Source organism: Brevundimonas sp., assembly GCF_044239655.1.
In the GTDB taxonomy this organism is placed as follows: Bacteria; Pseudomonadota; Alphaproteobacteria; order Caulobacterales; family Caulobacteraceae; genus Brevundimonas.
Map to the genome: position 1 here is coordinate 1 of NZ_JBIIAY010000004.1, position 21,531 is coordinate 21,531.

At 67.9% G+C, this 21,531-nt stretch carries 19 protein-coding genes and 1 pseudogene; 10 read left to right on the plus strand and 10 right to left on the minus strand.

Annotated elements, in window-relative coordinates; all coding sequences use genetic code 11:
* Together yidC and yihA are read left to right on the plus strand one after the other, a co-directional pair.
* Positions 1–844: membrane protein insertase YidC (yidC, locus tag ACILQR_RS01095; RefSeq protein ID WP_395649679.1), on the plus strand; the 844-nt coding region annotated here is incomplete at its 5' end.
* Between the two features lie 5 nt (positions 845–849).
* Positions 850–1,530 carry a ribosome biogenesis GTP-binding protein YihA/YsxC gene (yihA, locus tag ACILQR_RS01100; RefSeq protein ID WP_395649730.1) on the plus strand — a complete coding sequence of 227 codons (681 nt, stop codon included), beginning with the start codon at positions 850–852 and terminating at the stop codon, positions 1,528–1,530.
* 58 nt (positions 1,531–1,588) lie between these two features.
* On the opposite strand, the gene ACILQR_RS01105 is transcribed toward yihA, so the two are convergent.
* A complete protein-coding gene (locus ACILQR_RS01105) occupies positions 1,589–5,599 on the minus strand; it encodes a PAS domain S-box protein (RefSeq protein ID WP_395649680.1) in 4,011 nt (1,336 codons plus the stop codon).
* Between the two features lie 272 nt (positions 5,600–5,871).
* Between ACILQR_RS01105 and ACILQR_RS01110 the strand changes: the two genes are divergently transcribed.
* The 5 genes and pseudogenes from ACILQR_RS01110 (at position 5,872) to ACILQR_RS01130 (ending at position 10,281) form a co-directional block, all read left to right on the plus strand.
* Positions 5,872–6,345 (plus strand): Dps family protein, encoded by a 474-nt coding sequence (locus tag ACILQR_RS01110; RefSeq protein ID WP_395649681.1) that lies wholly within the window; start codon positions 5,872–5,874, stop codon positions 6,343–6,345.
* 121 nt (positions 6,346–6,466) lie between these two features.
* A complete protein-coding gene (locus tag ACILQR_RS01115; protein ID WP_395649682.1) occupies positions 6,467–7,639 on the plus strand; it encodes a cell wall hydrolase in 1,173 nt (390 codons plus the stop codon).
* A gap of 95 nt (positions 7,640–7,734) precedes the next feature.
* Positions 7,735–9,291, plus strand: a complete 1,557-nt coding sequence (locus ACILQR_RS01120) for a sensor histidine kinase (RefSeq protein ID WP_395649683.1) — start codon at positions 7,735–7,737, stop codon at positions 9,289–9,291.
* Between the two features lie 46 nt (positions 9,292–9,337).
* Positions 9,338–9,757: pseudogene (locus ACILQR_RS01125) on the plus strand (response regulator); the annotation flags it as partial.
* Positions 9,754–10,281 carry a BLUF domain-containing protein gene (locus ACILQR_RS01130; RefSeq protein WP_395649684.1) on the plus strand — a complete coding sequence of 176 codons (528 nt, stop codon included), beginning with the start codon at positions 9,754–9,756 and terminating at the stop codon, positions 10,279–10,281. The pseudogene ACILQR_RS01125 and the gene ACILQR_RS01130, both read left to right, overlap by 4 nt.
* Before the next feature lie 6 nt (positions 10,282–10,287).
* Here ACILQR_RS01130 and trxB read toward each other — a convergent pair whose 3' ends face one another.
* Complete coding sequence (gene trxB / locus ACILQR_RS01135; protein WP_395649685.1) at positions 10,288–11,307, minus strand: thioredoxin-disulfide reductase; 1,020 nt, start codon at positions 11,305–11,307, stop codon at positions 10,288–10,290.
* Positions 11,308–11,378: 71 nt separating this feature from the next.
* On the opposite strand from trxB, the gene ACILQR_RS01140 reads away from it, so the two are divergent.
* On the plus strand, positions 11,379–11,675 hold the full coding sequence (locus ACILQR_RS01140; RefSeq protein WP_395649686.1) for a hypothetical protein: 297 nt from the start codon (positions 11,379–11,381) through the stop codon (positions 11,673–11,675).
* Here the strand turns inward: ACILQR_RS01140 and ACILQR_RS01145 are convergent.
* The 7 genes from ACILQR_RS01145 to ACILQR_RS01175 form a co-directional block, all read right to left on the minus strand.
* Entirely contained in the window at positions 11,672–12,664 is a 993-nt protein-coding gene (locus tag ACILQR_RS01145; protein WP_395649687.1) for a mitochondrial fission ELM1 family protein, read from the minus strand. The two genes, ACILQR_RS01140 and ACILQR_RS01145, sit on opposite strands and share 4 nt — an antisense overlap.
* The gene (greA, locus tag ACILQR_RS01150) at positions 12,655–13,128 is read right to left on the minus strand and encodes a transcription elongation factor GreA (RefSeq protein ID WP_271145273.1); all 474 of its coding nucleotides are present in this window, start codon (positions 13,126–13,128) and stop codon (positions 12,655–12,657) included. The genes ACILQR_RS01145 and greA overlap by 10 nt, the downstream gene beginning before the upstream one ends.
* A 149-nt stretch (positions 13,129–13,277) precedes the next feature.
* A complete protein-coding gene (locus tag ACILQR_RS01155) occupies positions 13,278–13,475 on the minus strand; it encodes a hypothetical protein (RefSeq protein ID WP_395649688.1) in 198 nt (65 codons plus the stop codon).
* A gap of 63 nt (positions 13,476–13,538) precedes the next feature.
* Positions 13,539–14,204 carry a glutathione S-transferase gene (locus ACILQR_RS01160; RefSeq protein ID WP_395649689.1) on the minus strand — a complete coding sequence of 222 codons (666 nt, stop codon included), beginning with the start codon at positions 14,202–14,204 and terminating at the stop codon, positions 13,539–13,541.
* A 65-nt stretch (positions 14,205–14,269) separates the two neighbouring features.
* The gene (locus ACILQR_RS01165; RefSeq protein ID WP_395649690.1) at positions 14,270–14,494 is read right to left on the minus strand and encodes a cysteine protease; all 225 of its coding nucleotides are present in this window, start codon (positions 14,492–14,494) and stop codon (positions 14,270–14,272) included.
* 83 nt (positions 14,495–14,577) lie between these two features.
* Positions 14,578–15,891 (minus strand): amidohydrolase, encoded by a 1,314-nt coding sequence (locus ACILQR_RS01170; RefSeq protein ID WP_395649691.1) that lies wholly within the window; start codon positions 15,889–15,891, stop codon positions 14,578–14,580.
* Entirely contained in the window at positions 15,891–18,092 is a 2,202-nt protein-coding gene (locus ACILQR_RS01175; protein WP_395649692.1) for a discoidin domain-containing protein, read from the minus strand. The genes ACILQR_RS01170 and ACILQR_RS01175 overlap by 1 nt, the downstream gene beginning before the upstream one ends.
* 109 nt (positions 18,093–18,201) lie before the next feature.
* Here ACILQR_RS01175 and ACILQR_RS01180 point away from each other — a divergent pair, with 109 nt between their 5' ends.
* A complete protein-coding gene (locus tag ACILQR_RS01180; protein WP_395649693.1) occupies positions 18,202–19,509 on the plus strand; it encodes a dicarboxylate/amino acid:cation symporter in 1,308 nt (435 codons plus the stop codon).
* Here ACILQR_RS01180 and ACILQR_RS01185 read toward each other — a convergent pair.
* Complete coding sequence (locus ACILQR_RS01185) at positions 19,506–20,435, minus strand: helix-turn-helix domain-containing protein (RefSeq protein ID WP_395649694.1); 930 nt, start codon at positions 20,433–20,435, stop codon at positions 19,506–19,508. The genes ACILQR_RS01180 and ACILQR_RS01185 overlap by 4 nt on opposite strands.
* A gap of 267 nt (positions 20,436–20,702) precedes the next feature.
* On the opposite strand from ACILQR_RS01185, the gene ACILQR_RS01190 reads away from it, so the two are divergent.
* On the plus strand, positions 20,703–21,524 hold the full coding sequence (locus ACILQR_RS01190; RefSeq protein ID WP_395649695.1) for a DUF2306 domain-containing protein: 822 nt from the start codon (positions 20,703–20,705) through the stop codon (positions 21,522–21,524).
* Positions 21,525–21,531: the final 7 nt, after the last annotated feature.

A 21,531-nucleotide genomic window follows, 5' to 3' on the forward strand; every position in this document is an offset into this window, starting at 1 on the left:
GCGCAACGAGATCCTGGCCGGATACGAGAAGTCGCTCGACCTGCCACGCTTCATCTATGCGATCGACTGGGGCTTCCTGTTCTTCCTGACGCGGCCGATCTTCACGATCGTGGAGTTCTTCTACAACTGGGTCGGGAACTTCGGCGTCGCCATCCTGCTGCTGACCCTGTCGATCAAGCTGATCATGTTCCCGCTGGCCAACAAGAGCTACGAGAGCCTGTCCAAGATGCGTCTGCTCCAGCCCAAGATGGAGGAGATCAAGGCCAAGCATAAGGACGATCCGGCGACCCAACAGAAGGAGACGATGGCCCTCTATCAGCGCGAGAAGATCAATCCGCTGGCGGGCTGCCTGCCCATCCTGGTCCAGATCCCGGTCTTCTATGCCCTGTACAAGGTGCTGTACGTCACCATCGAGATGCGGCACGCGCCCTTCTTCGGCTGGATCCGGGACCTTTCGGCACGCGACACCACCAACATCTGGAACCTGTTCGGCCTGATCCCCTGGGATCCCTCGACCGCGCCCCTGATCGGCGATCTCATCGGGTCCGACTCCACCGGCGGCATGTTCACCCTGGGGCTCAGCGTCCTGGCCATCTTCTATGGCCTGACCATGTGGCTGCAGACGGCGATGAACCCGCCCGCCGCCGATCCGGTCCAGCGCCAGATCTTCATGTTCATGCCGCTGATCTTCACCTTCATCATGGCACCCTTCCCGGCGGGCCTGCTGGTCTACTGGTCGTGGAACAACATCCTGTCGATCATCCAGCAGTATTTCATCATGCATCGCTTCAAGGCCGAGAACCCGATCGATCAGTTCTTCTCGCGTCTGAAGAAGGCGACGTGACCGACATCCCTCCAGCCTCGGATGGGCCGATCCCCGACTTCAAGGTCGGCGAATACGACGAGGCCGAGGTCGAGGCCGCGCGGGTGCTGTTCGCGCGGCCCGCGACCTTCGTCATGGGCGCCGCCAAGATCGAACAACTGCCCGAGCCGAACCTGCCGGAGATCGCCTTTGCGGGTCGGTCCAACGTCGGCAAGTCCAGCCTGATCAACGGACTGGTCGGGATGCACAAGCTGGCGCGGGCTTCCAACGAGCCGGGGCGCACCAGAGAGGTCAATTTCTTCGACCTGGACGGCAAGATGCGGCTGGTCGATCTGCCGGGCTACGGCTGGGCCAAGGCGTCCAAGACGACGGTCAAGAAATTCCAGGACCTGGGCCGCGACTATCTGCGGGGCCGGGTCACGCTGAAGCGGGTCTATCTCCTGATCGACGCCCGCCATGGGCTGAAGTCGGTGGACAAGGACGCCCTCGACGCACTCGACAACGCCGCCGTCAGCTATCAGATCGTCCTGACCAAGGCCGACAAGATCAAGGCCCACGAGCGCGAGACGGTGCGCGAGGCGACGCTGAAGGCCATCTCCAAACGCCCCGCCGCCTTCCCTGCCGTGATTGTGACCTCGGCCGAAAAGGGGCTGGGCATGCCGGAACTGCGCGCCGAGATCATGCGCACCACCGGGGCCTTGCTTTAACCGACCGCAGCGCCGATCCTTCAAGCCCGCCGCGACGACGCGGCGGGCTTTTTCGTGCCTATCCGGCCGACGGATCGTCGCCGCGCAGAGCCAGAAGATCGCCCAGAGCCTCGCGCAACTGGTCGCTGGAATAGGGCTTCCGGAGGAAGGGCCAGGGCGCGTCGGCCAGGGCCTCGTCGACGTCATCGCCAGCATAGCCTGAGGTCAGCAGGATGGGCAGGCCGGAATGCCGCTCGCCGCACAGCCGGGCCAGCTCGATTCCGGTCATCCCGCCGGGCATGACCACATCCGACACCATCACGTCGAAACCACCCCCGGCCAGTACTTGCAGGGCCTCCGGGCCCGTCTCGACCGCCTCGACCTCGAAGCCCAGCCCCGTCAGCAGGTCGACCGCGATGGCCGAGACGTTCAGGTCGTCCTCGACCAGCAACAGCCGCGTCCCCGGGACGATGACGCCGGAGCCCGCGCTCTCGTCCTCGCTGGCCAAGGTGTCGGTCGGGTCGAGTGGGGGCAGATACAGATGGATCTCGGCGCCCTTGCCGGGAGCGGAGATCACCTTGGCGGCCCCGCCGCTCTGACGCGCGAACCCATAGACCTGGCTGAGGCCCAGACCTGTGCCTTTGCCGATCGCCTTGGTGGTGAAGAAGGGCTCGAACACCCGGACCAGGGTGTCGGCGTCCATGCCCGCCCCGTTGTCGGCGACGGTGACGCAGACGTACTCGCCGGGGGCCAGGTCGAGGACCTCGCCCGGCGCGACTTCGCAGCGCAGGGTCTGGACCGTGATCCGGCCCCTGTGCCCCGGCTTGTCGCCCATCCGGGCGACGACGGCGTCCCGCGCGTTGACCAGCAGATTGATCAGGGCCGCCTCGAACTGTGAAGGGTCGACATTGACCCTCGCCCCGCCGCGACGAAGTTTGAACCGCAGGTCGATCGTCTCCCCGACCGCGCGACGCAGCAGGGGTTCGCCCTCGTGGATCTGGGCGTTCAGGTCGATCGCCTGGGGGCGCAGGGCCTGGCGACGCGAGAAGGCCAGAAGCTGATGGGTCAGGCCCTCGCCGCGCCGGGCGGCGGCCAGGGCGGCCTCGCCCAGCTTCTTGCGCCGGGCCGCGTCGTCGGGCGAGCGCAGCATCATGTCCAGCGCGCCGATGACGACCGTCAGCAGGTTGTTGAAGTCATGGGCCACGCCCCCGGTCAGCCGCCCCACCGCCTCCATCCGCTGGGCGTGCATCAGGTCGGCCTCGGCCTTGGCCTTTTCGGCGAGGGCCTCTCCGACACGCTCCTCAAGCAGTTCGTTGATGCGTTTGAGGTCGTCCTCGGCGCGGCGGGCCTCGGTGATGTCCAGGCTGGCACCGACATAGCCCTGGAACACGCCGGCGGCGTCGAAGCGTGGGATGCCTTCGCTGCGCAGCCAGCGCAGCCCCTCGGTCGGATGGGTGACGCGCATGATCGCCTCGAACCGGCCGTGGGCCTTCAGGGCGGTCATGAAGGCGCGGGTGAAGGGCTCAAGGTCGTCGGGATGGACCCGGCTCTGCCAGCGTTCCCCCATCAGCTCGCCGGTATCGACCCCGAAGACCGAGGTGTAGCGCTGATTCACGAAGACGATCCGGGTGTCGGCGTCGGTCATCCAGATGAACACAGGCGCGCTGTCGGCGATGGTGCGGAAACGGGCCTCGGATTCGCTGATCCGGTGCTCGGCGTCGATGCGGGCGGTCTCGTCGCGCAGGGTCAGGACCGCGCCGATCCGGGCCCCGTCGGGGCCGGTTACGGGGCGTGCGTTGCCGACCGCGATGACCTCGGTTCCGTCCGGGCGTCGGATGCGCCAGCGGGCGTCGGTGACGATCTCACCGTGCAGGACGGCCCGCGCCAGGGGCAGCTCCAGCGGCGGATAGGGCCGGCCGTCATCCGTGAGCAGATGATAGGTCTCCGAATAGGCCTCCGGCGTGACCCCCAGATCTGCGACACCGTGCAGGCGGCTGGCCGCGTCGTTGACGAAACTGATGGCCCCCTCGCGATCGGTGACGATCACCCCTTCGCCCAACTGACCCAGGATGGCATCGCGTTCCGCGGCCAGGGTCGCGAGGCGGGCGTTGGACTCGCGGATGTCGGTGACGTCGAAGGCCACGCCGACGAAGCCGATCACCTCGTCGGCGATGCCGAAGCGGGGCCGGGAGAAGGACTTCAGCCACCGGTACTCGCCGTCGTGCCTCAGATACCGTGCCTCCAGCGAGAAGGGCTCTCGCGTCGCCTCGCCGGCGAGGGATTCGGCGACCAGCCGATCCTGGTCCTCGGGATGGATGAAGCTGCGCCAGTCGGCGAGGCGGACGGTCTCGTAGTCGCCGCCCATGAAGGCGACATAGGCCTGGTTGACGAAGGCGCGGGCGCGGTCCTCGCGGGTCACCCAGATCAGGACGGGGGCGGTGTCGGCGATGGCGCGGAAGCGGGCCTCGCTCTCGGCCACCTCGGCCTGGGCGCGTGCGCGCTCGACCTCGGCCCAGGTGCGTTCGGCGACGTCGTCCAGCAGGCCCATCTCTTCCGCCGTCCAGATGCGCGGCGTGCTGCTATGGACGTTCATGAAGGCCTGTAACCGGTCGCCGCGCATCAGTGGCGTGGTGGCGAAGGCACGGACCCCGATGGCTTGATAGGCGCCGGTGGTCGCAGCGGTGCGCGGGTCGAGATCGACGTCCTCGACCATGATCAGGACGCCGTTCTGAAGCTCCCTTTCCAGTTCGCCGACGACACCTGGCAGGGGCCATTCCCCGGCGCTGGTCGCCGTGCCGTCCGTCCAGTCGGGATAGAGCCGGAACACCCCGTCGGTCCGGTTCAGCTCGCCGAACCCGGCGCGGGTGACGCCCAGGTGCTGACCCAGGCTTCGCGAGGCTTCGGCCATGACGGCCTCGGTGCCGGTCAACTGGCGCAGGCGGTCGCTGAGAGCCAGCAGGAAGCTCTGGCGCCGCTCCTGGGCGGCCAGGGCGTCGAGCGCCTCGCGCTTTTCCGTAACGTCGAACGCCATGCCGACATAGCCCCGGAAGGCACCGTCACCGTCGAAGCGCGGATTGACCGAGACGCTGGACCAGCGCCAGGCCCCGTCATGGCGCTGGAACCGGCACTCGAACGCATAGGGCCGATGATGCGGACGGGCCGCACCCTGGACCTCGGCGACCGCCCGGACATCGTCAGGGTGAATGGTCATGCGCCACATCTGGCCCAACAGGTCCTCGGCGGGCTTGCCGTAGAAGGCGACCAGGGCCTTGTTGACGAACTCGACGTCGCCCGCCTCGTTGGTCAGCCAGACCGGCGACGGGGCAGTGTCGGCCATCAGGCGGAATCGTTCCTCGCTCTCGCGCAGGGAGGCCTCGGTGGCCTTGGCCTCCGAGATGTCGAGAACCACGGCGATGAAGCCGCGCGGCCGACCTTCGTGATCGAGCAGCCGCTGCAGACTGGTCACGGCCCAGACGATCGAGCCATCGGGCCGCAGATAGCGCTTCTCCACCTGACCCGCGCCGCCGGCCAGGGCCGAGGCCAGCAGGGCGCGGGTGGACTCGATGTCGTCGGGATGGGTCACGTCGCGGGTGCGGATGCCGACGACGCCGTTCGGGTCGAGGCCCAGCATCTCGGCGAAGCGGGCATTGGCGCTCAGGATCGCCCCGTCCATGTCGACGCGAACGATGCCGGCAGCGGCCTGGTCGATCATGGCGCGCAGCTCGACCTCGGTCTCGTCGATGCGGGCGTCGGCGGCCTGCTGGGCGGCCTGGACGGTGGTCAGCCGGGCCATGATCTTACGCAGGGACGCCCCGACCCAGGTGCAGAAGACCCCGACGATGATGAAGTTCACCGTCGCAACCGTATTGAGGCGGGTCCCCATGCCAGCGTCGCCACTGTTCAGCGACACGATCAGCCAGCCGCCGCCGAGACAGGCGGCCGTGGCGGTCAGGCCGGCGATCCGACCCCCGGCCAGGGCCGCCAGGATTACCCCGGGCAGCAGGATGATGAAGCCGCTGATCTCCTGGTACAGGGTGCTGGCGGCATAGCGGATGGCAAGGACGGCGATGGCCCAGAGCAGGCCGATCACGGCCGAGCGCCACGGGGAAACGGGTCTGGACCTCGCGAGACGAAGCAGGCCTGCGTCCGTGTCGGCGATCCGCCTGATAAACCCGACCCAGTCCATTCATCCCCCGACCCGCAAGCGCGCCCGCGAGATCAACGCAACGCCAGCCGTTGGCCTGCCGTTCCCTGACTGCATCACCGTCGCTGGCACGAATCTCGAGCCTGGCCGGTTGGCGATGGAACCGCGAATGACTACCTGCGTCTGACGTTACGAAGTTTCGCCATCAAGGAGCAAGCATGTCCGAAAAAATCGACACCGGCATCGGCAAGGCCGAGCGCACCGACGTGGCGGGCCACCTCAGCAAGGTGCTGGCCGACAGCTATGCCGTCTATCTGAAGACCCACGGCTATCACTGGAATGTGCGGGGCCCCGAATTCTTCTCGCTGCACGGTCTGCTCGAACAGCAGTACCGCGAGATCTGGGACGCGCTGGACACCATCGCCGAACGGATCCGCGCTCTGGGCGAGCTCGCCCCCATGGGCGGATCGGCCTTCGCCAACCTGACTTCGATCAAGGACGGCGATCCTGAGAAGGACTCCCATGCCATGCTCAAGGAACTGGTCAAGGACAACGAGACCCTGATCGCCACGGCGCGCGCCGCGCTCGAGGCCTCCGAAAAGGACGGCGACGACGTCTCGGTCGATCTGATGACGCAGAGGCTGGCGGCCCACGAAAAGGCGGCCTGGATGCTGCGCGCCTCGATCGCCTGAAGGAAAGGCTGACGGATCGGGCCGCCGGGCGCGTTCAACGACGTAACGGCGGCCCGAAAACCGCCGCTATGCCCGTGCAAGGGCTCTGCCCTCCCGGCGCATCCCGCCGCTGACCGGACCCATGATGCCGTCAATCGACTGGACCAGGACCAAGGCTTCCGCCCGCAGAGCCGCCACCGGCCTGCCTGCGATGCTGGCCGCCCTGGGCGTGGCGATGGCGGCCAGCTCTGCCCCCCGGCCCGAGATCGACCGCACAGCCGCGGCCGTGGCCCGGGTGACCCATGGCGATCTGTCGGACAAGGGCCTCGCGGCCCTGGCGGCGCGGCTGGATCCCTCCCAACAGGCCCAGGCCATGCGCGCAGACCCCAGCCGCCGCGATCCGGCCCTGTACGGCCTGACCCCGGGCTGGGAGAGCCTGACCCTGGCCGGCAAGCCCTCGCTGGATTTCGGACCGACCGGCCTTGACGCCCAGCGCCTGAACGCCGCCATGCCGTCGATGACGGGGGCGCTGCGACCCGCCCTGCCGTTCGTGTTCAAGGCGGCCAGCGAGGCGGATCGCAGGCGCGCCCTGCGCTGTCTGACGCAAGGCATCTATTATGAAGCGGCCCTGGAAAGCACCGAGGGTCAGGAAGGCGTGGCCCAGGTCATCCTGAACCGCGTTCGCGATCCGAACTATCCCAACACCATCTGCGGCGTCGTCTTTCAGGGTGCCGAGCGGACCACCGGCTGCCAGTTCAGCTTCACCTGTGACGGCGCCCTGGCCAATGCGCCCGTCGGCTGGGCCTGGGAGCGGGCCCGCAGCGTCGCCGAACGCGCCCTGGCCGGCCATGTCGCGGCGCGCGTCGGCACGGCGACCCACTATCACGCCGACTATGTGCATCCCTGGTGGTCGCCGACCCTAGCCAAGATCACCCAGATCGGGGCCCACATCTTCTATCGCTGGAAGGGGGCTGCGGGCGAGACCGCATCCTTCGCCCAGGCCTATGCGACCCGCGAGCCGGTGATCGACGAGGCGCGGTTCTCGCGTCCGCGCCTGATGCTGGCTTCCGCCGACGCCCCGACCGACGCCGAGATCGCGGCGGGTGCCCCGGTGCTCAAGACTGTGGAGATCGACGGTCAGCAGCGCGTCGTCGGCGTGGTCAGCCTGGGCGGCCGTCGCCTGCCCACGCCCGAGGAAGTCGCCGCCATCAATGCGCGGATCAAGGCCTTCGAGGCCCCCGCGCCTGCGCCCCGGATCGAGGTACCCGGAGCCGTGACGATGGACGTCGAGGAAGTCGGAAAGCCGGTCAACTGACCCGCCGCGCCTGATGCCCGTTTGCAAACGCGGCAATAGAGTCGCATCTGTTCGGAACGAAGGCGCGTTCGCCCGGTTATGTTCGGGTGCCCGCCGTGAAGCTTGATCAACCCGCACCGATCTGGACCGAAGCCGACCGCGTTTCGGCCCTCCATGGCTATGGTATTCTCGACACCCCGCGCGAGGAGGCGTTCGACAAGGTCGTGCGTCTGATCGCCAGGGTGTTCGACGCCCCGATCGCCGTGGTCAATCTGATCGATACCGACCGGCAGTGGTTCAAGGCCGAGACCGGGCTGGGCGTGCGCGAGACCCCGCTGGAAACCTCGTTCTGTGCCCACGCCCTGCTGCAGCAGGACGGGATGGTTGTGCCGGACGCGACCGAGGATCCCCGTTTCCAGTGCAATCCCCTGGTCACCGGCGAGATGGGCCTGCGCTTCTATGCCGGCCGGCTGTTGAAGACGCCGGAGGGGATGCCGCTGGGGACGCTCTGCGTTCTCGATGACAAGCCCCGACCCGAGGGGATCACCGATCTTCAGGCCCAGACCCTGGACGTCCTGGCCGACCTGGTCATGGAACAGATCACCCTGCGCCGGTCCGAGCGTGAACGGGCGATGGGCGAGGCGGCGCTGGACGTCAGCGAGGCCCGGTTCGCGGCCATCGCCGATTCCATGCCCCAGATGGTCTGGTCGACGCGGCCGGACGGATTTCACGACTACTATAACGCCCGCTGGTACGAGTTCACCGGCATGCCCGCCGGATCGACCGACGGCGAGGGCTGGAACGGCATGTTCCACCCGGAGGATCAGGACCGGGCCTGGACCCTGTGGCGGCACTGTCTGGCCACCGGCGATCCCTACGAAATCGAGTACCGGCTGAGACGGCATGACGGCCTGTATCGCTGGACCCTGGGCCGGGCCATGCCGATCCGGCACGCGGACGGCACCATCGTGCGCTGGTTCGGCACCTGCACCGACATCGACGACCTGAAGCGGATGGAGCAGGGCAAGGAACTGCTCAGCCAGGAACTCAGCCACCGCATCAAGAACATCTTCGCCGTCGTCTCGGCCCTGATTGCCCTCTCGGCCCGCGAGTATCCCGAGGCCAAGACCTTTGCCGTCGCCGTGCGAGACCGCATCGCCGCCCTGGCCCGGGCCCACGAGTTCGTCCGCCCCCATACGGAGGTGTCGCGGCCCACCGTCGGGGCGATGACCCTGCATGCCTTCCTGGAAGCCCTGTTCCGACCCTATGCGGCCGATGACGGATCGGCGCGGGTCCGGCTGAGCGGCGACGACGCCCGCTTCGACGACCAGGCCGCGACCTCGGTCGCCCTGCTGTTCCACGAACTGGCCACCAACGCCGCCAAATACGGGGCCCTGTCCCTGCCGGGTGGTTATGTCGATCTGGAGACCCGTCTCGACGGCGAGCGGTTCGTCCTGACCTGGAGCGAGCGCGGTGGTCCCCCCGTCGCCGGCAAGCCCGAGCGCAGCGGTTTCGGCTCGTCCCTGGCCACGGTGTCGGTCGAGGGGCAGTTGGGCGGTCGGCTGGAACGAAACTGGGCCCCTGGGGGTTTGGTCGTGGTGGCGGACCTGCCGTCCACCGCGCTGTCGCGACGCAAGGCTGCGGAATTGATCTCGCAGATGCGAACAGCGTGAAACCCGCAAGGGCTTTCCGCGTTATTTCACGGAACGTCGATCAAGCAACCCGGCTCTAATGACTGCGCGCATTCTCATCATCGAAGACGAGGCCCTGGTGGCCATGGAGCTTCGGTTCGTGCTGGAGGACCTCGGCTATGAGGTCGTCGGCAGCGCGGCCGATGCCCGCACCGCGCGTGATCTGGCCAAACAGGCGCTGGTCGATCTGGCGCTCGTCGATATCCATCTTTCGGACGGTCCGACCGGCGTCGATCTGGGTCGTGACCTGGCGCAGGAGGACGGGGTGACCGTCGTCTATATGACCGCCAACCCCGGCATGGTCCGCAACGGCGTGGCCGGCACGATCGGCGTCCTGTCCAAACCTTCGGACGAGCGCGCGGTCGAACAGACCGTCGCCTATGCCCTGGGCCGTCGCAAGGGCGTCCCCGTCGAATACGCGCCGCCTGAACTGCAGTTGTTCGCGTGACGACCAAGCTGTCCATCGTCGGCTTGGCCGACCAGGGGGCTCTCGCCCAGCTCGTCTATCGCAGCACCAGCGTCACCGGCGTGACCAGTGCTCTGGAGATGTCCGACATCCTCGCCGAGGCCCGTCCGCGCAATGCCCAGCTGGGCATCACCGGCATCCTGACGGCCGTCGACGGCATGTTCGTGCAGCTGATCGAGGGCCCGGTCGCCAGCATCGAGAGTTTGCTGATCCGGCTCGGTCAGGACCGGCGCCATACCGATATCGAGGTCGTGGACCGCCGCCTGACCGACGACCGCGCCTTCGGTGACTGGGACATGGTCAGCCCCCGATTTGCTCCGGCGGAACTGACCGCGCTCGCGAACCTGCTGTCGACGGGCGCCCCGGGGCTGGACGACCTGATCGAGGTGCTTTCGCGCGCCCTGAAGCGCCAGGAGGCGGTTCTTGAAGGCCGCGATCGTCCTCTCGCTCAGGCCGTGTTGGGCGAGACCGGCTTCCTGGCGGACAGGGTCGAACCCGACATCTGATCGGGCTTACCAGACGCCGATCTTCTGCGCCTCATGATGGCTGATCGGGTGGTGGGCCCTGGCGTGATCGACCTCGGCAAGGAACCGCACGGCGTCCAGCGCGGCCATACAGCCCATTCCGGCAGCGGTCACGGCCTGACGGTAGATGTCGTCGGTAACGTCCCCGGCGGCATAGACGCCCTCGATCGCCGTGGCGGTGGAGCCGGACTTCACCACCAGATAGCCCCCCTGTTTGGTCTCCAGCTGGCCCTGGAACAGTTCCGACGAGGGGGCGTGGCCGATGGCGATGAAGACGCCGTCTGCGGAAACGCTCTGCTCGGCGCCGGTCGTGGTGTGCGACAGCCGCACGCCGGTGACGTTGGAGGCGATGCCGTCGCTCTGGCCCAGGATTTCCTCGACCTTGTGGTTCCAGATGACCTCGACCTTGGGGTGGGCGAACAGGCGGTCCTGCAGGATCTTCTCGGCGCGGAACTCGTCCTTGCGGTGGACGACGGTGACCTTGGCGGCGAAATTGGTCAGGAACAGCGCCTCTTCGACCGCCGTATTGCCACCGCCGACCACGATCACCTGTTTGCCGCGATAGAAGAACCCGTCGCAGGTGGCGCAGGCGGAGACGCCGAAGCCCTGGTATTTCTGCTCGCTGTCGAGCCCCAGCCATTTGGCCTGGGCCCCGGTCGAGATGATCACCGTCTCGGCAAGCAGCTCGGCCCCGGAATCGAGCTTCAGTCGGAAGGGCCGCGACGACAGGTCGGCGGAGACGACGATGTCCTCGATCACCTCGGCCCCGACATGCTCGGCCTGGGCGCGCATCTGATCCATCAGCCAGGGGCCCTGGATGGTCTCGGCAAAGCCCGGATAGTTCTCGACGTCGGTGGTGATGGTCAGCTGGCCGCCGGGCTGAAGACCCGCGATGATCACCGGCTCCAGCATGGCGCGCGCCGCATAGATGGCGGCGGTCCAGCCGGCGGGGCCCGAGCCGATGACGGCGAGGCGGACGGAGCGAGGGTCTTTGCGAAGGTCGGTCATGGTCGTCTATTTAGGCGCTGATTCCGTTTCGTGCGATGCCGGGACGCGAACTGTTCACAGGGGAGGTGCGCATGGCGCAGACGAGTTTCATGGGCGTCGGGATCGGGCTGGGCCTGGCCCTGGGTGCGGCCTTCGGGATCATCACCGACAACCTGGCCCTGGGCCTGGGGGTCGGCGTTGCGATCGGGGCCGGACTGGGCGTGGCGATCGACGCGAGCAAGAGCAAGGCGGCTGCCCGCAAGAACGACGGCGGCGACGGCGGGGTGATCACCACGAGTGACAGCGGCGGTCGTGACAAGTCGGCCGACAACGACGGTGCCATGGACGGCGGGGACGGCGGCGGAGATGGCGGAGGCGGCGGGGACTAACCCCGCGCGCCCATCGCCTCCAGCACGGCGCGCGCCGCCCGGTCGGTCTCGGTCAGGGGCTCATAGGTCCAGCTTTCCAGGACCCCGTCGAACGGGCGGGTCGCGCCGCGTTCTTCCAGGTCGGCGTGCAGGGCCGCGAACTTGCCGGGCGGCTTCAGGGGAACCATCGGCAGGATGTGGACCGGCTTGCCCGTAGAGGCGGCTTCGGTGGCCATGTTGGCGCTGTCCTCGGTGACCAGGATGTGGTCGGCGGCGGCCAGCCAGGCAAACAGCGGGTTGGGCCCCGTCCCGTCCCAGATCAGGCCGGGCAGGGCCTTGAGCCGCTCGGTCATCGCGGCGCGCGCCGCATCCGGTGTGCGACGGGAATAGGTCAGCATCAGGGAGCCACCGATCGCCCGGACCGCTTCGGCGATCTCGTCCGCCATCTCGACCGCGTGGCCTTCGGACAGGTCGAACGCCTTGGACCGCCCGCCGATCAGGACCGCGACGCGCGGGTGGGGCAGGGGGTCGATCTGGTCGGCAAATGCCGGCACCGCCTCCGCGATCCGCTCGGTGGTGACGCGATGGGGAGAGCCGGTGATCGCAAAGACATTGTCGCCCTCGAGATCGTCGTGGGCCGGGGCGACAACCATGTCGAACCGCGCGGCGTTCAGGCGGGGGTCCTGGGTCTGGACGACGAAGGTCTGGCCCCCGCTCAGGCGGCGTGCGGCCAGGGACAGCGGCAAGGTCGCCCGGCCGGTCGCGATCCACAGATCGGGCCAGGCCTCTCCGGGGGCGGGGAAGGGGGCATCTGACGTCGGGTCGAGCATGGCCGGCGTCTTCAGCGCGACCGGCAGCCGGTCGAACAGCGGCCGCCAGCGGATGCGTTTGATGGTGATCTCTGCGGGGGTCAGGCGCTGGATCGCCTCGGCGAGGCCCAGCGCCTGATTCTCGATTCCCGCGCGGCCGTCAGAGACGACCTGGATTCGCAGGGGTGAGCCTACTTCCACTCGACCTTGAGGATCTCATAGGCCTTGACCCCACCGGGGGTGTTGACCTCGACGACGTCACCGACCTCCTTGGAGATCATGGCGCGGGCGATGGGCGAGGAGATGGAGATCTTGCCCGCCTTCACGTCGGCCTCGTGCTCGCCGACGATCTGGTAACGGCCTTCGTCCTCGGTGTCCTCGTCGACCACGGTGACCGTGGCGCCGAACTTGACCTGGCTGCCCGACAGTTTCGAGACGTCGATGACCTGGGCGCGGCTGATCTTGTCCTCGATCTCGGCGATCTGGCCTTCGATCCAGCCCTGGCGTTCCTTGGCCGCATGATACTCGGCGTTTTCGGACAGGTCGCCGTGTTCGCGGGCTTCGGAAATCGCCGCGATGACGCTGGGACGCTCTACCGACTTCAACTGCTTCAACTGGTCGTCGAGGACGCGATAGCCCTCGCCCGTCATAGGCACTTTTTCCATAGGGATCAGGAGTTTCTTGGATATCGCCCGGGGTACCGGAGGCGGACTGAAGGGATTGTCTCGAGAAAGGAGCGGTCGCTGGGCGCGCGCGACCGGCCAAAGAGACTAGGGCGCCTGACGGCAAAACTCAAGTCGGCGGCCCAAACGGCTCAGGATGGGGTCACGTCCCGCGACCGGCGCTGGCTCAGCATCCGCCGGGCGATGCTGTAGGTGACCCACCCCAGTGCCGCCGCCCCAATCAGGGCGAAGACGAACGACACCAGCGCCACCCCCGCCGAGATGAATGCGATGACGAAGGCGATGGCGGCGACGACGCCGACGGTGATCTGGAGGGTCTGGATACGCATCCGTCCTTAACGCGGCCCGACCCCGCCGGTTGCCCCGATCACCGCAATGTCGGAGGCGCCGCCTCAGGCATAGGCGTAGGGCCCGCCCCGTTCCAGCGCCCGCTGATAGGCCGGGCGAGCGTGGATGGTCTGGAGGAAGGCCTTGAGCTTCGGCTTGTCCGGCCCGAACGGCACGCGGCTGGACGCCGCCTCGACCGGGAAACTCATCATGATGTCGGCGGCGCTGAAGGCCTCGCCCGCAAACCACGGCGACCGGACCAGTTCGCCCTCCCAATAGGCGGTGTGGGCGGCGATCTGGGGATCGATGAAGCCGGACTGGGCTTTGGACGACACCGCCTTGACCACCGGCCGGATCAGGCCAGGCGCGCGTCCGGGCAGGGCCCCGAAGACAAGCTTGAGCAGCAGGGGCGTCATCGCCGACCCCTCGGCATAGTGCAGCCAGTAGTTCATCCGCTTGGCCGCCTCTGTCCCGGCGGCGGGCGTCAGGGCGTTGCCGGGATGCCGGGCCAGGAGGTGCTCGATGATGGCCCCGGTCTCGGCGGTGGTGCCCGTCTCGTCCTCGATCACCGGCGACTTGCCGAGCGGGTGGATGGCGCGCAGTTCCGGCGGGGCCAGCATGGTCTGGGCATCCCGCTCATAGCGTTTCACGTCGTAGGGAACGCCCAGTTCCTCCAGCAGCCACAGCACCCGCTGCGAGCGCGAGTTGTTCAGGTGATGGACGGTGATCATCGGCTTATCCCTCGGTCGAACCCGAGACTACGCCGGTTTACGCAACGGAGGGCAAGCGTCGTGCGTCAGACGCGCCGGCCGCTCCAGCGGGTACGGCTTTGCGGGCGGGGCGGGGGCGGGGCAGTCGTCGCCTGCGGGCCGGTCGGTACGGCCTTGTTGCGATGCTGTTGATACAGCTCCCAGGCCAGGGTCGCGAGCGCCAGCTTGCCCGCATGCCGTCCGGCGAACCGACGTCCGCCCTTGGAGATCAACAGGCCGCCGAGGACGGTGGCGATACGGGACAGGGCCATGGGTCTTCTCCAGATTGCCGGGATCAACGCCGATCCGACGGTAAAGGTTCAGCCACAGCGGCAACTCGCCTCAGTGGGTCCGATCAGCTCTTCGCCAGCAGCGCCAGACCTGCGACCACCATCGCCTCAGTCCCCGTGGTGACCGAGGGCTCGGGATCGATCCTGAACAGGGGTGAGTGGTGGCCGGGGGCGGTGTCCACCTCGGCAGCCGGTGTGCCCCCGACGCTGAAATAGACGCCCTTCACATCGCTGTCGGGGGTGACGAAATAGGCGAAGTCCTCCGCCCCCATCCCGGTACGCGGTTGGTCGATCAGGACCCCGTTCCCCATGGCGGCGACGATGGCGTCGCGAACCCGCTGGGCCGTCGCCGGGTCGTTGTGGGTCGCCGGCGTGGTCTCGGTCGGCGACCGGACGACGTCGGGCAGCTTGTCCTCGGGCACGCCCAGGGCCTCGGCCGTACCCCGCGCGACCCGGTCGATACCGTCCAGCAGCCGGGTGCGGACCTCGGGCGTATCCGCGCGGACGGTCAGTTGCAGATCGACACGGTCGGAGATGATGTTGTGCTTGATCCCGCCGTGGACGGCGCCGACCGTGACCACCGCCCCCTCCAGCGGATTGATCTCGCGGCTGCGCAGCGACTGCAGATTGACGACGATCGACGAGGCGACCAGCACCGGATCGACGCCCAGGTGCGGATAGGCGCCGTGCGTCCCCACGCCGTGGACCGCGATATCGACGCTGTCCGAGCTGGACGAAACGATGCCCAGGGGCACCTCCACCCGCCCGGTCGGCAGGTCGGCCGCGACGTGGAAGGCGATCGCATAGTCGGGCTTGGGAAAGCGGGAATACAGGCCGTCCTCGACCATGGCCCGGGCACCGAAAATGCGTTCTTCTGCCGGCTGGACGATGAGGACCAGGTTGCCGGACCAGTCACCCTTCCGCTCCATCATCTGGCGCGCCGCTCCGACCAGGGCGGTGATGTGAACGTCGTGGCCACAGGCGTGCATGACCGGCTTCTCGGTCCCGTCGGCATCGACCTGGGTCACCGTGGAGGCATTGGCGAGGCCCGAGTTTTCCTTCAGCGGCAGGCCGTCCATGTCGGCGCGCATCATGACCGTGGGCCCGTCACCGTTCCTCAGAACCGCCACCACGCCCGTTCCGCCGACGCCGGTGGTGACCTGATACCCCAGGCCGGTCAGCAGCGCCGCCATCCGGGCCGAGGTCCGCACCTCCATGCCCGACAGTTCGGGATGGCGGTGGAAGTCGTCGAAGATGGCGCCCAGGCTGGTCTCGTAATCCCGCTGGATCGCGTCCTTGAGAGGGGTCGAGGTCTGGGCAGTGGCGGAGCCGGCTACGGCCAGGATCATCAGGGCTGCGGTCGTCGCCAGTCTGCGCATCAGTCGTCCTTGGGGTCGGAGGAGGGTTCGGGGGAGGGGGGAGGAACCTCGTGCTCGGCGGGCTCATCGGCGGCCGGTGCCGTTGTGGAAGGCGCTGTCGTGGACGGTGCGGTCGCGGGTGCCGTCGATGCCGGCTCCGATCCCGGCGGTGTCGCGGCATTGCCGCTGGCCGGCAGGCCCGTGCCCGAAACGGCCGGGCCGCCGCTGATATAGACGGGCGGGATCACGGTCACGATCGTCCCGTCGGGCCGCACCGTGGTCGCACCCGCCGTCGCCGGGCCCAATCCAGAAAGAGCGGGCGAGGTCTGGGCGCTGACCGCCGCCGTCGCGCCCGCCGGGACCGAGGCGACGGCGCTCAGGGGCGAGACCCCGGTGTCGCCGAAGGCCTCGACCGCGAAGAAATAGTCCACGCCCACGTTCAGCGCGCCGATCTCGACCTGACCCCCACGTGCGGCCAGTTCATCGGCCCAGACCTGATAGGTCAGGTGCAGGCGATCGGCCCTGACGCCCCAGCGGATATTGTAGCCCAGGATACGCCCGCCCGCCGGATCTGCGACAGGCGCGACCTTGACCGTGGCGTTTCTCTGGTCCTTGCCGCGCGTGACGGTGATCTCGGCGGGCGCGAGGGGGAGCGGCCCCGTCGCATTGCCGAACACCCGCAGGTCGGCGATGGCCAGATGGGCGCCGGGCGTCTCGCCGTGCTGATAGCGGATGAAGCGGGCTCGTGTCGGTCGCTCGGCCTGGACATAGGCATTGGGGCTGTCGCGGTTGGACGACATCCGGTTGGCCAGGGTGAACCACTGCTCGCCGTCCAGCGACCACTGGATGCGGAACCGGGTGCGCTGGTTCGGAGCGTTCTCGAACATCCCGGACTGGTAGTCAGCGTAATTGACCTGGACCGACTGGACGACCTTCACCGCCCCGAGATCCAGCGTCAGGGTCTGGTCCGGGGTATTGGATTGCGCGACCCAGAAGGTGCGCGGATCCTCGTCCACGGCCCGGTCGGCGGTGAACACGCCCTCGGTCGAGGAGGCGGTCGCCTTCGCCTTGTAGGACAGCGGCATCCAGCCGGTGAACAGGCTCTCGGGATTCAGCACCGGCCCGTCCGGCGTCCGCTGCGGGAAGTCGCCGAACCGGCTGGAGAAATACAGCTGGCCATCGGTGTGGAAGGCGCCGGGGAACATCGCGACCCGGCGCTCGAAGCTCCAGTTCAACCCGATCCAGGCCCCGCCGGTGTTCCACCAGTTGCCGTAGCGGTCCTGGAAGGTCGAGCCGTTGCCCGCACCCTGGACGAAGCCGCCGGGCTTGTAGCTGGTCGGGTTCCACGGCGCATAGGTGAAGGGACCCAGGGGCGATGTGCCGACATAGGCCCCGTTGGCCGAGCCGTTGTATTCCGCGCCGGGTGCCGAATACTGCAGGTAATAGCGCCCGCCGTTGCGGGTCATCGAGGCCCCGTCGATATAGGGGGCCACCGGCGTGCCGTCCGGCAGGGTGCCCGAATGGTCCTGGCCGTAACGCTCCCAGCCGTGGCGCGCCGGATCGAGCCGGAACATCGTCGTCGGCTCGTCGATGAAGGCCATGGGCGAGATCGGGTCGATCTCCGACCCGTACAGCGGAAACACGTCGGACGACCCCCAGTACAGGTACCACCGATTGTCGTTGTCGATGAACAGGTCGGGCGACCACGGCCCGGCCGGCAGGTCGGTATTGGGGCCGGGTGCCGGGTCGCGGCCGGTCACGGCACCCGGAATGCGCGGCATCCTGCGGGTATAGAAGTCCCACCGCCCGGTTTCGGGCCGGTCGCTGGCCAGCATCCCGAGCGGATCCAGCGACGACTGCATCAGATAAAGCCGCTCCCCGTCCGACACGGCGGCGGGCCCCACAGATCCGTCCAGCGGCCAGCGGTTGGGCTCGACGAAGCTCCATTCGGCCAGGTCGCGCGACACCCAGTATCCGTCGGCCTGGGTCACGAACAGATAATAGCGGTCCTGATGCAGGACCACGGTCGGCTCGGCCCCGGTGCGATAGCTGACGCCCTCATGGGTCTGTTCGAAATTGTATTTGTAATCGATATCGACCGGGTTGGCCCAGGTCCGCCCGATCGACTGGGCGGCGGCCGGCGCAGCGGCCAGCATCGTCACGAAGGGGGCCGTGGCGGCGGTAAGCAACAGGGCGGCCAGGACCGGAAACGATACGCGCATGTCGCGATGCTATCACGGCTTTCGCCCGTGGCCATGGGGGGTCGCGCGCGACGGGTGCAACGGGCTCTCTGGCGTCCTGACGCGGGAATGTTAAGGATGACGGATGCCGATGTCTCGCCCCCGATCGCGCCTGCGCGCCCTTCTGTCGTCGATGAGCCTGTGGGTCGTGGCGGCCCTGATCCTGGGCCTGGTCGTGGGGGCCCTGGTCGAGGTGTCGGGGTCAGCGGCGCTGACCGGTGCGATCGAGGCGGTCGAGCCGGTGGGCGGCCTCTGGCTGAATGCGCTCCGGATCACCGTCATCCCCCTGGTCTTCGCCATGCTGGTGACCGGGATCGTGTCGATCGCCGATGCGGCCTCGACGGGGCGGCTGGCGGTCAAGGCCCTGGTGGTGTTCGGCATCATGCTGACGGCGGCGACGACCTACGCCATCCTGGCGGGGCTGGGCCTGCTGAACCTGTGGCCGATCGATCCGGTGGCGGGCCAGGCCCTGCTGCGCGGCATCCCCGGCGACTCGATCGCCGCCGTGGGCGAGGCCGCCCACACCGACGGCTTCAGGGCCTTCCTGAGCAGCCTGGCCCCCGCCAACCTGATCAAGGCGGCGGCCGACGACGGGGTACTGGGCGTCGTGGTCTTCGCCATCGCCTTCGGGTTCGCGGCGACCCGGCTCCAGCCCCGGCTGCGCACCCCGATCGCCCTGTTCTTCGAGGCGACGGCCGAGGCCGTGGTGGTCATCGTCCACTGGGTCCTGCTGGCCGCCCCGATCGGGGTCTTCGCCCTGGCGCTCGGCGTCGGCCTGAGAGCCGGGGTGGGTGCCGCCGGGGTGCTGGGCCACTACATCGCCATCGTCTGCCTCAGCCAGATCGGCGTCATCATCCTGGTCTATCTGGCGGTGCGGGTCTTCGGAAAGATCGGCTTCGGCCGGTTCAGCCAGGCCATCGCCCCGGCCCAGGTCGTCGCCTTCTCGACCCAGTCATCGCTCGCCAGCCTTCCGGTCATGGTCGAGCGGGCACGGGATTATCTGGGCGTGTCGCACGCCTCGGCCGGTCTGGTCCTGCCGCTGGCCGTGGCGGTCTTCCGCCTGACCAGCCCGGTCGCCAACCTGGCCGTCTGTCTCTATGCGGCCCAGCTGTACGGCGTACCTCTGGGGATCGCGGCCCTGATCGCCGGCGGCCTGACCGCCATCGCCGTCTCGATCGCCTCGGTCGGCCTGCCGGGCCAGGTCAGCTTCTTCGCCTCGGTCGGCCCCATCTGCCTGGCCATGGGCGTCCCGATCGGCGTCCTCCCCCTGCTGCTGGCGGTCGAGGTCATCCCCGACATCCTGCGCACCATCGGCAACGTCACCGCCGACCTCGCCGCGACGCGGATCATCGCGGGGGATGACGCGGTGGAGACGGAGCCGGTGGCGGCGGGAATCTAGCCTGCGATCAGTCTTGTCGCATCGGGGGTAGCGGCCTTCGCCTGGCCCGCTGAGGAGCGGTTGCGATAGGCGCGGGGCGTCAGGCCGGTCTCGTCCTTGAAGGCGCGGTTGAATGGGCCGATCGAAGCGAAGCCGCAGTCGAAAGCGATCAGCAGGATCGGCCTGCCGGTCAGGCCGGGGGCGTCGAGCATCTGTTTGGCCTGTTCGATCCTGTGGTGGTTGATCAGACGGTTGAAGTTGGCGAAGCCGAGAGCCGCGATGCTCCGCGTCACCCTGTGCTCGGGTTCCGCCAGCCTGTGGACAAGGTCTGCGACCTTGAGGTCGGCGTTGACGTGAAGTTTTTCCTCATTCAGCAGCGCGAGGATCCGCTGGGCCAATAACCGGTCCTGTGCCGTCACAACGCGTGTGGCGGGCTTCGCCTCGCAGGTTGGCACAAGCGGATGTCGGGCGCGGAACCACAGGGCGCTGCCCACCGCCACCAGCCCGACAGAGGCGCACAGGCTCTTGACGAAACTGGCGTTGGCGACCTGCGCCTCTCCCAGCAACAGGATCGATGCTGCCACCAGCGCAGCGTAGACGACGAGAAAGGCGATCCGGAACCTCTGCTCCGGCTTCGGCAGCGATCGTCGGAAACCCTGAAACGGCTCCACAAAGGTCAGTAGAAGTGCGGCGGATCCGCTGAGCGCATAGGCGTTGTCCGCAGCCGTCTCGAACGGGCCGTGTTCCGGACCGGCGGCGATCGCGGCGATGCCCGTCAGCCAGACGATGGCCACCACGATCCGGGGCCAACGGGCGTCGCGTTCCGCTGGATCAAACAGGGCGCGGGCAAGCAGCCACGACCATCCGCAACTGGCCACGCCGACCATGGCGAACAGGGTCGTCAGGGGCCCGTCGCCCACGATCTCCTGCCCCAGGATATAGGCCACGAAAGAAGCCGACGTGATAAGTCCATACGTCTGGAGACGGGTCGGCGGAGCCGTCCGCCGCCGAATCGGCTTCGGCTGACGCAGGCCCGGTACCGAAAGGCTCGCTGAAAGTCTGGGCAAGTCACGCAGTCCTCGCGGCACGGCGCCGCCTGTCCCGCCAAAGAGTGCCGAATCTCTGGCCGAATTCCAAATCGGCGAGACGAGCGCAGTGTTCCTGCGGTCATGAGCTCCGGCGGTCCTCCCATTTCGGATCGCGTTGGAGGTTCCATGTCGAGCGTCAATCAGCCCGTCCGCACGGCCCCTTCGATCGCCCAGAGGGCCCTGGCCTGGGCGGGTATCGCCTGGTTTTCGGTCGCCGCCTTCGGGCAGGCGGCCTTCATCTATTTCATCCTCGCCTTCTACGGTCCGCGCACCCTGTCGGGCGACTTCGAGCGCTGGAACGACAAGGATCTGATCACCGGCTATATGGCGGGGGATACGGCGGGCAATCTGGTCTTCGCCGCCCACGTGCTTCTGGCGGCCGTCGTCACCCTCGGCGGATTGATGCAACTGGTCCCGCCGCTTCGACGCAGGTTTCCCGGCCTCCACCGATGGACCGGCCGTGCCTTTCTGAGCGTCGCCTGCTTCCTGGCGCTCAGCGGCTTCTGGATGGCCATCTTTCGCGGCGCCTACTTGTCGATGATCTCCGCCGTCGCGATCTCGATCAACGGCGTCCTGATCCTCGCCTTCGCGGCCCTGGCCTGGCGACACGCGATCAAGCGGCGCTTCGACCGCCACAGGATTTGGGCCATGCGCACCTTCATGGTCGTCAGCGGTGTCTGGTTCCTGAGGGTCGGCCTGATGGGCTGGATCGTGCTCAATCAGGGGCCGGCAGGTCTGACGGGCGACATGTCCGGACCGACCGACACGGTCTTCACCTTCGGCAGCTATCTGATCCCGCTGGTCTTGCTGGAGGTCTATTTCACCGCCCAGCGCAGCCCCCGTTCCCCGCTCAAGGTCTTCACAGCCGGGCTGATCGCCGTGGCGACGCTCTTCACGGCTGCGGGCGTATTCGGAACCGTCGCAATCATGTGGGCACCCCATCTCTAGCCAGAGA